General features: G+C 34.8%; 15 protein-coding genes. 13 read left to right on the top strand and 2 right to left on the bottom strand.

Annotated elements, in window-relative coordinates:
- Positions 1-8 precede the first annotated feature (8 nt).
- The 13 genes from LNP22_RS02535 to LNP22_RS02475 all read left to right on the top strand — a co-directional run bounded on the left by LNP22_RS02535 (position 9) and on the right by LNP22_RS02475 (position 12,418).
- Positions 9-992 carry a hypothetical protein gene (locus LNP22_RS02535; RefSeq protein ID WP_229975146.1) on the top strand — a complete coding sequence of 328 codons (984 nt, stop codon included), beginning with the start codon at positions 9-11 and terminating at the stop codon, positions 990-992.
- 462 nt (positions 993-1,454) lie between these two features.
- Positions 1,455-3,320, top strand: a complete 1,866-nt coding sequence (locus tag LNP22_RS02530) for a tyrosinase family protein (protein ID WP_229975145.1) — start codon at positions 1,455-1,457, stop codon at positions 3,318-3,320.
- 11 nt (positions 3,321-3,331) lie between these two features.
- On the top strand, positions 3,332-4,081 hold the full coding sequence (locus LNP22_RS02525; RefSeq protein WP_229975144.1) for a copper chaperone: 750 nt from the start codon (positions 3,332-3,334) through the stop codon (positions 4,079-4,081).
- Positions 4,082-4,643: 562 nt separating this feature from the next.
- Positions 4,644-5,303, top strand: coding sequence for a hypothetical protein (locus LNP22_RS02520; RefSeq protein WP_229975143.1), 660 nt, complete (start codon positions 4,644-4,646; stop codon positions 5,301-5,303).
- A gap of 82 nt (positions 5,304-5,385) precedes the next feature.
- Entirely contained in the window at positions 5,386-5,562 is a 177-nt protein-coding gene (locus tag LNP22_RS02515) for a DUF1843 domain-containing protein (protein WP_210667285.1), read from the top strand.
- Positions 5,563-5,615: 53 nt separating this feature from the next.
- Positions 5,616-5,789, top strand: coding sequence for a DUF1843 domain-containing protein (locus LNP22_RS02510; protein WP_229975142.1), 174 nt, complete (start codon positions 5,616-5,618; stop codon positions 5,787-5,789).
- A 101-nt stretch (positions 5,790-5,890) separates the two neighbouring features.
- The gene (locus LNP22_RS02505) at positions 5,891-6,061 is read left to right on the top strand and encodes a DUF1843 domain-containing protein (protein ID WP_210667287.1); all 171 of its coding nucleotides are present in this window, start codon (positions 5,891-5,893) and stop codon (positions 6,059-6,061) included.
- Between the two features lie 81 nt (positions 6,062-6,142).
- On the top strand, positions 6,143-7,567 hold the full coding sequence (locus LNP22_RS02500; RefSeq protein ID WP_229975141.1) for a radical SAM/SPASM domain-containing protein: 1,425 nt from the start codon (positions 6,143-6,145) through the stop codon (positions 7,565-7,567).
- A complete protein-coding gene (locus LNP22_RS02495; RefSeq protein WP_229975140.1) occupies positions 7,568-8,152 on the top strand; it encodes a class I SAM-dependent methyltransferase in 585 nt (194 codons plus the stop codon).
- Between the two features lie 43 nt (positions 8,153-8,195).
- Positions 8,196-9,008: a hypothetical protein gene (locus LNP22_RS02490; RefSeq protein WP_229975139.1), complete on the top strand. Its 813-nt coding sequence runs from the start codon at positions 8,196-8,198 to the stop codon at positions 9,006-9,008.
- 15 nt (positions 9,009-9,023) lie between these two features.
- Positions 9,024-10,289, top strand: a complete 1,266-nt coding sequence (locus LNP22_RS02485; protein ID WP_229975138.1) for a hypothetical protein — start codon at positions 9,024-9,026, stop codon at positions 10,287-10,289.
- A 7-nt stretch (positions 10,290-10,296) separates the two neighbouring features.
- On the top strand, positions 10,297-11,211 hold the full coding sequence (locus LNP22_RS02480; RefSeq protein WP_229975137.1) for a glycosyltransferase family 2 protein: 915 nt from the start codon (positions 10,297-10,299) through the stop codon (positions 11,209-11,211).
- Between the two features lie 10 nt (positions 11,212-11,221).
- Entirely contained in the window at positions 11,222-12,418 is a 1,197-nt protein-coding gene (locus tag LNP22_RS02475; protein ID WP_229975136.1) for a phenylacetate--CoA ligase family protein, read from the top strand.
- A 256-nt stretch (positions 12,419-12,674) separates the two neighbouring features.
- On the opposite strand, the gene LNP22_RS02470 is transcribed toward LNP22_RS02475, so the two are convergent.
- A complete protein-coding gene (locus LNP22_RS02470; protein ID WP_229975135.1) occupies positions 12,675-13,127 on the bottom strand; it encodes an SRPBCC family protein in 453 nt (150 codons plus the stop codon).
- Entirely contained in the window at positions 13,124-14,035 is a 912-nt protein-coding gene (locus LNP22_RS02465) for a TIGR01777 family oxidoreductase (RefSeq protein ID WP_229975134.1), read from the bottom strand. The genes LNP22_RS02470 and LNP22_RS02465 overlap by 4 nt, the downstream gene beginning before the upstream one ends.
- Position 14,036 lies beyond the last annotated feature (1 nt).

Below are 14,036 nucleotides of genomic sequence, written 5' to 3'. Positions count from 1 at the left end.
AATATAAAATGGACTTTACAATAGAATTTACCTCTGGAGGAAATCACGGTCATCAACTGAAAGATGCTTTGGGAGGTCTTACCATTGGTCGCTTATTTAATATGAATTACGTGCATACTCCCTACGAGTATTTGGATTATTTTGGACTTGGATTTAAATATCCGGTCGTAGCAAAAGCAGATCGTAAATCGAAATATAAAAATATTGTAAGAGTTGAAGGTCCTCTATGGTGCGGAATTGATGATTACGATGAATTATTAGAATATTTTGAAAAGGTTTTACCCAAAAACAGTAATGACACACTGGTAATCTTAGAAAATGCTTTGCGAATTCATCCATTTCAAACGATACCATGGTATCTGGAAGGAAAAACAACTCGAAATGTTTTTGCCGAAATTCAACAAGAAGTCTCTCAGAATTTTAATGAACTTCATTCTTTAAAAATAAATAAATTCAGATCACCGATAGAAGTTGCGGTTCATATTAACAGAGGAACAGATTACGATCGCGACAAATTTCCAGAACATTTTACAAGCCCTTTTGCAGTACGATATATGTTTGATATGGATTATTATGAAAACATTATTTTGCACATAGAAAAAGCTTTCGGAGTAGGTAATGTTCATTTTAATATCTATACCGAAAAGCAAAATGCAGAGTCTATTCTGCAAAGATTTGATAACAGAAAGCACACTAAAGTATTACTTGGCTCAGATCGTGAGGAAAAAAATTATGATCAAATTCATTCTATTTTTAGATCTTTTGTTGAAGCTGACATTCTCGTTTGCTCCAATAGTAGCTTTTCTGTAATGTGTGCGTATTTCCGTAAAGGCAGAAAAACAGTGTATCATCCGCACCTTCAATTGCGTTATTTGCCAGAGCCCAATTACATCAAAACGGAAGATGATGGTAGTCTTAATATTGAGTTACTTCGACAAGAAATAAAGTTTGATTCCTTTTCTTTTTACTCGGGCAATACTATTGTTCAGTAACAGACAGATTACTCGTATAGCGAGGTTTTGCGGTTTAAGCCAAACTATTCCAATAAGTTTTTTACTCTAGTCCATAATTTTACTAAAAAGAATACAACTATATTTTTTATTTTGATAATGAGTGTTTTATAAAAATAATAATGACCTTGTTTTACTTTTTACGGTTCTCATACTTAAAAATCCCCGTCTCATAGCATTTTTTTATTTCCGACTTTTTTTCTACTATAATTTTAGTATGAAAATAGAAGCTAGCACCATTTATTTTTAGGATTTTTTTCTGATACATTTCTTCTAAAGCAAAGTATAAGATTCATAAAGATTTGTTTATTGAAAAATGTTGATTCGGAACGAAAAAAATATAAAGTAGAATTCACTAAAAAAACGAACTGTTTCGCACAGTAAAAGGCGAAGGTGTCATCTGAAAAACCTTATGAGTAAGACAAATAATTAAATCATTAAAATATGAATTCATTTATTGGAAAATGGGTAGATCAAAAAAATGTGTTAATCACAGTTACAGGATCTAAAACTAATAGTGTTAGTGTAACGTATGGCAACGGACGCGGCCCTTTTCAAGGTACTCTAAACGCTTCTAATCCATCAGTAATTACCGTAAACTTTACAGATGATGGCGGAAATAAAACAGGTGCGTTGTCAAATAACAATTCTGAGATAGATTGGGATAATGGAACAACTTGGAAGCAATTAATTTATTTAAGAAAAAATGCATGGGATGACAACAACGGCGGTCAATTTATAGATAAATCGGGCAATTATACCGACCTTTATTGGTATGCAAAAGCGGTTAAGGTAATGCAATCTCGCCCAATAAGCGACCCTACTAGTTGGTGGTTCTATGCTGCTATTCATGGTGAATTGTTATTGCCTAAATCTTTATATCCAAAGCCATATCAATATTTAAACTGGGTCAATGTTAACTACATAGGAGCAGCTGCAAATTTAAGTACACTTCCATCCAAGACATTAACAACTATTTTTTGGGATCAGTGTCAGCACGGTACTTGGTTTTTTCCTCCTTGGCATAGAGGGTATTTGGTAGCACTGGAAAATATTCTTCGTACCATTATATCTGAATTAAATGGTCCTTCGGACTGGGCATTGCCCTATTGGAATTATCTAAGCCAATCGACTATATATACCGAGTCTAATATTCCTCCAGCATTTACACTAGCTGTTTTACCGGATAACACGCCAAATCCTTTGTACGTACCTGAGCGTTATGGCTCAAATGTACAAGTGGGTAACGATGAGAATTCAGCAAATGATCAATGTCAATGGGACACGATTTATAGTGAAGGATCTGCTCCTGCAAAACTTGGACCAGGTGATTTAAATGGCTATTTTTATGGCGGTGGAGAAACCGGATTTTCACATGGTGGTTCAGAAACGGGAGATCTTGAGCAGAATCCTCATAATTTTGTACATGGTATGATAGGTGGGCAAAATGCTGCCGGACAGATAGGTTTGATGGGTGTGCCAGCGACAGCAGGGCTCGATCCTGTATTTTTCTTGCATCATTCTAATATTGACCGTATGTGGGATGCTTGGAATGTAACAGGAAAAAATAGTAATCCAACGCAAACAGATTGGTTGGTTGGACCAACAGCCAATGGCAATTCACAATTTGCTATGCCTTTGGATGCAAACGGTACTGCTTGGTATTATACACCTGCAGATGTTCAAACTACAAATAATTTGAAGTATAACGGATCGTATTATTCCTATACCTATAGCGATCTTTCTTTAACCTCTTATGACACCATTCAACCGAATTCTTTGAAAGAGAGTTTATCTCTTAGATTAAATAAACTTGGGGCAACAAATTTAGAAACAGGAAGTAAGATGGCTAATAAACAAAATAAGGAATTGGTAGGAGCAAGTAGTGGTTCCATTACTTTAAAGGATAAAGAAACCAAAGCTACTGTTCAATTGGATAAAACGGCATGGAAATCAGTAAAGAATAGTCTTTTAAAAGCGTCTGTTTCTAATGTCCCAGATGAGGTGTATCTTCAGTTAGAAGGTGTAAAAGGTGGCGAGGACTCCAATTTTCTTTCCGTTTATGTAAATCAAACATTTATCAAGTCTGTTTCCCTTTTTGGTCTCCTTGGTGCATCCATGAAAAATAGCGCTCATGGAGGATCAGGACTTACTTTTAAATTTAATATCACAAGTGTTATTGACGAATTACATCTTGATAGTGCCATTGATATTAATTCACTAGATGTTCAAATAAAGAGTAAAGATGCTCCTCTTGATGGTAGTGAAATCACAGTAGAGCGAATAGGAGTTTATCGTTCAGGGCAATAAGTCAAAAAAACATGAAACTTTCACAGAATAAGCGCATTACAATTAATTTAGTAATTGTCAGCATTTTTGTCTGGACGTTACTTTTGGTAAACCCTGGCCACATTATGGCAATGAAATACTGTCATGTCTTTGCTTCATGTCCCTCTGCGACATCATTTCAGATGTTGCTCGAGATGAAGCTTTTTTCAGCGCAATTAATTGGTTGGGGGCTTATGGTGGTTGCAATGATGCTTCCTAAATTAATTCTGCCCATTCAGTTTATTTACCAACAGAGTTTCAAACGCTATCGTTTCTTGTGTTCTTTATTATTTGTGTTTGGTTATATACTAGTTTGGATGATTGTTGGTGTTTTTATGATAGAAATAATAATGGGCGTTAATCTTTTACTCCCCGGGTCCTATATTCCTGCATTGGGATTGTTTCTTATTGTGGTAGTATGGGAGATTTCACCAATTAAGCAACGGTGTTTAAACCTCGGTCATGATCATCAGGTTTTATCAGCATTTGGATGGAAGGCTTTTAGAGATTCATTATTTTTTGGGCTTACCCACGGTGTTTGGTGCGTTGGTTCTGGATGGGCATTGATGCTTTTGCCTATGCTTTTACCCAAAGGGCACAATGTAGCGATGCTAATTGTCACTTTTATTATGATTAGTGAGCACCTCGAATATCCAAGATTCCCTCAGTGGCTCTTTATTACTCGTTTTAAATTATTGAAAATCATTGTAGTGCAAACAAAAATCAGACTGATGACCTTTTGATAGTAGAGTGCCTAAAATTAGAATCCACATCAGAAATTAATTACAGTTAAAATTTCCTTCAAGAACTACTCCTGTATAGGTATTAAAATACAGAAAGAGTAGTTCATGGGGGATTATTTTTATTGGCATGTACTGAATTTTGTTTTCTGCTTCAATAATAGTCTCTTACTTCTTGTTTTATTTAATAATTCAGATGTGTTTAATTTTTTTTTAACACTGATAATGAGTGTTTTATAAAAAAAAATGCCCTCGTTTTACTTTTTACGGCTTTCATACTTAAAAATCCCCATCTCATACCATTTTTTTATTTCGGACTTTATTTCTGATGTAATTTTAGTACAGAAAATAAAAGCTAGCAAAATTTATTTTCAGGATTTGTTTCCGATTTATTTCTTATAAAATAAAGATATGATTCATAAAAGTTTGTTTGTTGAGAAATGTTTATTCGGAGCAAAAAAATTATAAAGTGGAGCAGAACCCACTAAAAAAACGAACTGTTTCGCACAGTAAAAAGCGAAGGCGGATCTGAAAAGCCTACGAGTAAGAATAAAAATTAAATATCATGCAAGCAATACCTGTAAAAGTAAAAAATGTAAAAGTATATCCTTATATCGACTGGAAGGGTGGCGGTGTGGGGCCGGTTATTCTTCCAGTCATTGAAGGAGCAAGCGGAACATACGCAGTTGGTACCCTTATCATGTCTGTGTTCTATAATCTTGATCTAAATTCAATAGGTCAAGGCACTAAATTGGGCATGCATCAAAGATATATAGCAACGGGAGAGACAGAAGACGGAACTCCTTTTACGACTCCTTGGATGTATTGTACCAACACGAGTGATCAACCACAGTTTGGTAGAACCATTAGAATGAATAAACAAGACGCTGAGGGTGTTAACATGGGCAATAGCGTAGTGCCAGCTTATATCACGCTAGGTGCATTGACAGATATTACGGTGACTCAGTCGTTTCCTCCTCCTGCAATTGGAGAAATAATGCTTATCGAAAACGGATCGGGTAACGTGATCGCCACCAGAACGGGAACACCTCATGAAATGGGAGTTGAAGTAAAAGTAGGCAAACGATACGGCACATTAAGAGCTGGAATGAAAAATATTATGATTACCGGAAAAACCACAGAAGGCAAAATGGTTACAATGGGTAATTTAACCTGCGTGAGTCCGGATGAACCAGCACTTTTTCTACATGAATTTGGGTTCTAAAAAACCAAGATATTTTGCTTTAAAAAGTTATTTATCAAAGAAAAAAATAAGAAGTTTTATTAACAATTAAAACATAAAAATCATGGGAGTAATTATGCCTTACGGAGCAGCAATTAGAGAAGCTATCGTTTCTAACGATTTGGCAAAAATGGAAGCCATCGCAGAACAAACAAAACAAATAGTAAAGGGACAAGGAGACATGCATTTGGCTTTGTTAGAATTGTTGGAAGCAATTGATTCTTTAAAAAATAAAAAATAAAAGACGCTATCAAAAAGCGTAAAAAGTAGAAATAATTATAAAAATTAAAAAGTATGGGATTTATACCAATGTACGGCGTTGCCATCAGAGACGCTATTGCTTCAAATGATTTGGCAAACATGGAAGCTGTTGCTGAACAAGCAAAACAGGCAGTAAAAGAACAAGGAGATCTGAGTGTTGCTTTGTTAGAATTGTTGGATGCGATAGATACTTTGAAGAAGAAATAATAAAAAACTTTTTCAGAGTGATAGATAAACTGACTTGTACAGAAAAAACAAGGGTGTAGCCGAAAAACCTAAAGAGTAGGAATAACTAAAATACAACTATTATGGGAGTAGTAATGCTTTACGCAGCAGGAATTAGAGAAGCCATTGCTTCTAATGATTTAGAAAAAATGATTGCAGTAGCCGAACAAGCGAAACAAACTGTAAGAGAACAAAAAGACCTAACCGCAGCATTGTTGGAATTGCTAGATGCAATTGATGCGCTGAAAAAGTAATCTAAATTAGAAAACGGTTTATCAAGCTTTACTTTTTAAACCGTTTTTTAGTATTGAAAAGAACTGTAAATACCCAAAACGATGGATAAGACTTCAACACGATATAGAGTAAGAGACGATTATAAAACGGCTACACCGGTACATGTGGTGTGGGAAATAACGCTGGCCTGTAATTTAAAATGTTCACATTGTGGTTCCAGAGCCGGAAAAGTCAGACCTGGCGAATTGACTACTGAACAGTGCTTTGGCGTTATTGATAGTCTAAAACGTCTGGGCACAAGAGAAATTACCATTATTGGAGGAGAAGCTTTTTTAAGGAAAGACTGGTTAGAAATTATAGAGAGAATCCATCAAAGCGGGATCGAATGTTCTATGCAGTCAGGAGCTTATAATCTAACAGAAGAACGAATTATTGATGCCAAAAAAGCAGGAATAAGAAATATTGGTGTTTCTATAGACGGTATGCCTGAAACGCACAATAAAATCAGAGGAAGAAAAGATTCTTTTGAACATGTAATTCATTGTTTGCAATTATTAAAAAAGCACAATATACCATCGAGTGTCAATACGGTTGTTACAAAAAGCAGTAAAAACGAATTGAATGATCTTTTGGATGTTCTTATCGAAAATGATGTAAAAAATTGGCAAATACAACTGGCAGTCGCTATGGGAAATGCCGTAGATAATTCGGAAGAACTGATACTACAGCCTTACGAATTAAATGATTTTTATGATAATCTTATTCTAATTTACCGAAAAGCCTTAGCCAATAAGGTATTAATTCAGGCAGGAAATAATATAGGTTATTTTGGGCCTTACGAACATATTTGGAGACAAGGTAACGAAAAATATTACACAGGATGTTCTGCCGGACATACTGGAATTGGTATTGAAGCAGATGGCAAAATCAAAGGGTGCCCGTCTTTACCAACGACCGAATACACTGGAGGAAACGTAAAAGACATGGATCTGGAAGACATTTGGAAATATAGTGAAGAAATGGTTTTTTCCCGCTATAGAAATAAAGAAGAATTGTGGGGAGGCTGCAAAGGCTGCTATTACGAGTCTTCTTGCCTGGCAGGCTGCACATGGACCAGTCATGTGTTATTTGGAAAGAGAGGGAATAATCCTTTTTGTCACTATCGCGCTTTAGAGCTAAAAAAGAAAGGTCTCAAAGAACGCATCAGAAAAATACAGGAAGCGCCCGGATTATCATTTGATATTGGTCTTTTTGAAATTGTTGTAGAAAACGAAAAGGGCGAAATCGTAGAAGTGCAATCCCCTAATGATGTTGCTCCAGTAGTCGTTTCAGCTATTTCAGACAGATCACCGAGGATTCCAAAAGCACTAAAAATGTGCAACGGCTGCGATAATTATGTTTACGAAGAAGAAACTACCTGTACTTTCTGCAACGCCGACATTCAAAAAGTAAATAATGAATATGCCGAAAAGATGAAAAAAGCAATTCTTTCTTTAGAAAAATTAGAACTATTAATGATGAAATAAATGGATGCTTTTACAAAAATTCAAACGGCAATTGATCATTATTCTGAAGGTATAGAAAATGAATTAAGCCTTTCTGAGATTACCATTCAACACGGGCTTAATTCTTTTAGATATGGGTCTTCAAGTTTTTTATTTGAGCTTTTTGACCCTCTTGAAATCACAGAAGAAACAGTGTTTTATGATCTGGGTTCGGGTTACGGAAATATCATTTTATATGGCGCTCTAAAATATCCCGAAGCACACTTTAAAGGAATCGAAATTTTGCAAGAGCGAAATGACGTTTGCGCTACTTTAATCGAAAAAGAGCAAATAAAAAATGCTTCTGCCATTTGCGGGGATATTTTAAAGACCGATGTTTCTGATGGAAATGTCTTTTATCTCTACAATCCTCTTTTTGATTTTCAATATGACGAATTGCTAAATAAATTATATCAGATTTCATTAACCAAATCGATTATTGTAATTGCCGAATCCCGTTGTATTTTCTTTGATCAGGCGAGTTGGTTAGAGCAATATCATGAAAAAGATATTGATGTGGTGAGAAAAATAAAATACTATCGCGCCACCCGTACCAACAAATTTTAAATCATAATTAATACGTTAACAAACCATTTAAAATCAAATAATCATGACCAATTTAAGTTCAATTATTCTTCCGGTTCTTCAAGGAATGGAGGAATCATATTTAAAAGATCAATTATTAAAATTCTTGCCAAATCAACAAGAATCATTTTCAAAAATCGAAAAAAGTTTTAATCAATTGACGTCGAAAGTACAAGAGAAAGAACACTTACAACGTTTTTTTCATAGTTGGAGCCAAACCAATAATAGCGCCATGACGGTGGCAGGAATTAGCAATCGCATGACGATGCTGGTTCATAAAAATCAACCTGTCGCTGACGAAAAAGCGCTTTTGCAGTCGATTACGAGTCTCAACAGAATTGTAGATGAAGATTTGGCGGTGGTGGGCAGAATTTTACATTCTCAAATGTTTTACACAATGGCCACTACAATTTGTACAGATGATGATTGGCTTTCACGTAAGTATTTAAACCAAAGTGCTTGTGACTTTAAAGCCTGGAAAGATCAAAATTCGTTGCGAAATAAAGACATAATGATTGCTTTACTGACAACCTTGATACATGAAATTTACACGCATGGCGAAGTAGAATTGATACTTCCAAAATTCAAATCATGGTTGATAAACGATTATAATTTCTCCGAAGAGGAATGCGAAAAAACATTGGCATGGATAAGCGTTCACTGTGGCCCAACTGAAAAAAATCATTTCTTTTTTGCCGTGAGTGCTGTTTTTCATTATGCAAAAGCAAAGAATATCGATGTTGAAGCGTATGATCTGGAGCCTATTATTAAAGATTATTTAGAAAAAAAATCGGCCGTAATGGAAGATATCATGGAACTAGAAGAACTTAGTTTTTAATTTATTATTCTACTAATGACGATCACAAAGAAAGAAGCGAAATCTCAACTCATGATGCCTAAAATTAGGTTACAGCAAAACCAAGCTGACAAACAGAAAAAATGGGACGAGTTGTTTTCTGAGTATTTTCAAAAAGACAGCGGATTAATTAGAAGTTCTTTTGCCAATTCTTCGGTACTGTTATCTTCGGGCTACCGTCAGAAAATGAATCGCTTGTGTTCTATTTTAAATAAAGCCTGCAACGCAATCGTTCTCAATTATTTTGAAGATGATAGAATTCGAAACTATTATCAATTGAATGAAGATTTAGAAGCTTTATTGAAGAAAACCAATAACAAATTATACAATCAGGGTTTTTATCGCCCTGATTTTTTATATGACATCCATGATCAGGCAAAAATATGCGAGATAGGCGCACGATATCCCTTAAACGGCTGGATGATTAGTTATTATTTGAAATTAATAAACGATCAGATAAATTTAGACCAAGATGTAGTAACTACTTCAAATAAAGATTTAAAAGATATTGTTGATGATCTTTACCATCAATTCGCTTCTCATAAAAAGGTAGCTGTCGTTCATGATGATGAAAAAGGAACGGAGATTTTTTATCTTCAAAAAGAATTGGCAAAAATAGAAATTGACATAATTTCTGTAAAACCTCAGGATTTAGTGCTGGTTAATGATTCGATTTATGTCGATGACGAACCTGTTTCGCAATTTATTTTAGAAATGGATCGTGAAGAATTAAAAAAAATAAATCCAGATGTACTCGATAAATTGATTGAAGGAAACTCTTATTTTAATGATATCCGTACTTTAATTTTAATTCATGATAAGCGGGTTTTGGCTGTAATGTATGATGCTCAAATCATGACCGATTACCTGAGCGAGGAGGAATATGGTTTTTTACAAAATTACCTAATTCCCACTTTTGTTATTCAAGATCCTGCGGGCTGTGATGCTTTTATAAAGAGTAAAGAGAATTTTATTTTGAAATTAAACAGTGGCGGCAGAGGTATTGGAGCGTATGCCAAAAAGGATTGTACGGCAGAGGAGTGGGAAGTCATTATTCGGGAAAACTGGAGCAAATACGTCATTCAGCATTTTGTCGACCAAAAAGAATTTACTGATATCGAAAATCATCGCCAGATCCATTTGGTAGGGATGTTGTTGTGCAAAGAGGATAAAATGTATGGAGCAGGATTGTTTCGTGGTTCAGATGAATCAGTGGTGAATGTGCACCAGGGAAGGGCTTTAATTTACCCATTATTAGAGTAGAAAAAATATGAAACATACGGTTGTTATACCTCTTTACAACAAAGAAAACTATATTTATGATGCCATTCGGTCACTGGCTTTTCAGGAAAAAAAACCATCTCAAATTATTATTGTAGATGATGCCAGTACCGATAAAAGTTTGGTTTGTCTCAAAGATTCATTATTGTTTTTTGCGCCGCAATTTTTGCAAACCGAGATTCAAATTATCGAATTGAAAGAAAACATAGGTCCGGGTAACGCAAGAAATTTAGGGATCGAACAAGCCACGGGAGAGCTAATTAGTTTTTTGGATGCGGATGATTGTTATACACCTTCCAGCTTAAGAGAGGTGGGTTCGATCATGGAGCAAAAAAATATAGATGTTTTGGTAGTTGGAATTTTATTGCTTCCATCGAATTATTATTTGCCAAATATTAAATCTTTTGCAACAGAACTAATTTTACTTTCCGATCAATTGTATCTGATACCCAATGTGCTGCACACCATCAGCGCGCCAGATTTTATTATGGGTCTCGGGAGTAATGTGGTAATACGTAAAAAATGTCTAAACGACATTCGCTACGAGAAGAATGTTTCCTTAAATGAGGGGATTGATTTTTGGTACCGTGTGCTCAAAAATATCAAAAAAGAAGCTCAGGTAGGACTGCTCAATAAAGCCTGTATCGAAGTGCGTGAAATCGAAGGGAGTTTGTCTCGAATTAGTTATACAAACTGGGCAGCATTAGAAATTCCGGTTACTATAAAGCGATATCAAAAAAGTGCTAATCGATATGATCAACAGTTAATGGGGATGTTGTCTCAGCGATGGTTAGAACACGCCATGGAGCGATTGCCTTCGTGGCAACAAAAAGTGTTGTTTGTTTTAAATCATGCGTCAACTTTACTTAAAAACTATTATTATTTTAAAAAGAGAAATAAATAAAATGATAAACATGAATTCAGTTGATACTTCTTCAAAAACTCATAATCTCCTTTTGCAGGATTATTTCGAATTGGCAAAACGAAGTTCTTTGTACAGCCAATTTTATAAAGGACATGATCTTGCTCCTGAGGCTCCGATACTCAGTAAAAAAGAATTAATGCCAATTTTAAAAACAAATTTTAACCTTCAGGAAGAAAAGACGGGAGTGTATTTGGTGCGTTCTGGTGGAAGCACTCAAAATCCTTTGATTTTTCCAGTCGATATACAAGAAAATCAAGATCAACGTCTTGCGATGGCGGCAGAACTTACAAAAAACAACTTTTTCACCCCTAAAACGATTGCCTTAAATATTTTTGGCTACTCAGACATGTACCGCACAGCCGCAATTATGGATGATATTTTAGAAAAATGTCAAGCTACCACATTAGCATTGAGCGCGCATGCAAGTTACAATGATATGGAACAAACGGCTACTTATTTTAAGCCAGATTTTATACTCGGTACTCCTTCGAAATTGTTGTGTTTTGCGCAATTTCTTGAGGAGAAGAACACAAAACTGCAAATTGAAAACTTATTTTATGGAGGCGAATTTTTGAGACCCAACGTACAAAAGTTTTTACAAAAAATATTGGGTTGCAAACAAATTTATTCGATGTACGGTTCTGCCGAAACAGGTATTTGGGCTTGGTCAAATTTCACTAAAAACCCATCATTATTTTCAGTAATTAACGGAATTATTGTCGAAATTTTGAATCCAGATACAGACGGTTATGGTACAATTGCCGTCACGAATACTTTTCGCAAAAGATTTCCTGTTTTTCGATATGCCATTGGCGATGTAGGACGATGGGTAGATCAAGATGGCGAATCTTTTTTGGAATTAAAATCCAGAGAAACAAAATCTTTTATTGTTTGTGAACAACATTATGATGTAGATGAATTTACTTCTCTCACCAGTGGAGCAACTGCTTTTCAGATTCAATTGTCTACAGATAAAAATTTTAAGGAAGTTGTTCGGATGTTAATTGTACAAAATGTTCCCGAATATCAAAGGTTGGATTTTGTTCATGAAAAATGTACCCAATTAAAAAAACTATTAAATTTTAATGAACGTTTCATGGAAGTTGATGTTTTGCTAGTTACAGCAGCTGATTTGTATACAGATCCCAATACTACCAAAACGCCGATGTTATGGGACAGAAGGTGAAAAAGTTCCCGAAAGGTCTAGTAACATAGAATATCTGTTTCGTGAATCAAATACGTTGTTTTGTGACAAATTTTATTTTTGACTTTTGTATTCTTGCTATTTTTAAGCAAAGAAATTGTTAATACAGGCAAAAGTATTCTGAAACCTTTTAAGAATGTATTCGTACTTTATCAAAATAATCAATGATGGACTGTATTTTTTTGGGGAAAAATTTATAAATTTTCTATCGATTATAAAGGATGATTTTAAAATAGGTCTACTGGTTTTCTGCTATTTTTTTGAGCATTTTATTTCTTTCTAAAAGAAAACCTATAAGATGTTTTTTTAAAAATAAAGTATCGAATAGTTTGCCAATACTGCCAAACGGAGTTTCATATTGTAATAAGTCATTCATAATAGTTACTCCGTTTTCTTCTTTAAAAAAATGTTGGTGTTTGAAGGATTTGAATTTTCCCTCCACCATTTCATCCACAAAATAATCATAATAGTTCATGGCGCTAATAATGCTTTTATGAGTGAGATAAAACCCAAAATGTTTCCCTCGCCAAGTTACCGTTTCGTTCAAATTGATTAATCCTGTCGTAACTCCCGCAATCGATACTTCATTTGATTTGCTGGCAGATTGCTGATGCACATCGATGTTTCTTGAAACATCAAAAACAATTTGTTTGGATGCTTTTATTTTGGTGATGAGGTTTATGATTGTCATTTGTTTAGTAGATTTTTAAAAGTATTACCGATGTTTTCAAATTGAAATTTAAATCCGTTTTCTAAAAGTCTTCTCGGAATCACATTTCTACTTTTCAAAACTAATTCGGTTTCTGTTCGAATAATAAAAGAGCCCATTTCAAGTAAAAAAGTACTAATCGGAATTCCGAAAGGAGCACCAACCGCTGTTCGAAGCTGCTTCATAAACTCAGAATTTCGAATCGGTTGAGGCGAAACAATATTAATACGACCCGTAATTTCTTTTTGAAGAATAAATTCGACTGCATTGGCAAAATCGTCTTCGTGAATCCAGCTGATAAATTGATTTCCTTTTCCTTGTTTTCCTCCAAAACCTAATTTTGCCAAAGTTTTCAGTGGCACAAAAGCGCCACCCTTTTTTCCTAAAACAATCGAAGTTCGCAAAGCCGTTTTTAAGGTATTTGGAGTTTCGGTTTTAAAAAATGCTTTTTCCCAAGAAAGTGCAACATTCATAGAAAAATCATTTCCTGTTTCGCCATCAACTTCATCCATTTGTTTGTCTAACGAAAAACGATATATAGTTGAGGTAGAGGAATTCAGCCAATGTTTAGGCGGGTTCTGGCACTTTAAAACCGCTTGGTTTAGAATCTTGGTACTTTCTATTCGAGATAGTAAAATTTCTTTTTTATTTTCTTTGGTATAGCGGCAATCAACAGATTTTCCGGCAAGATTGATTAAAACAGTTGCGTTTTCCAATTCTTTTTCCCAGCCAGAAAGGGTTCTGGCATCCCAATTTACATATCGTATTCCGTCGATTGTTTTTGAATTTCCTCTTGTGAGAATTACTATTTCTTCAAATTTATTTTTGAAATGATCTACCAAAACATGTCCTAAAAAACCAGTTCCGGCTACTATGATGAGTTTTCTCATT

The sequence above is a fragment of the Flavobacterium flavipigmentatum genome (assembly GCF_020911905.1).
In the GTDB taxonomy this organism is placed as follows: domain Bacteria; phylum Bacteroidota; class Bacteroidia; order Flavobacteriales; family Flavobacteriaceae; genus Flavobacterium; species Flavobacterium flavipigmentatum.
Note: the sequence above shows the minus strand (reverse complement) of the source record. Positions and strands in the feature narration are given on the sequence as shown.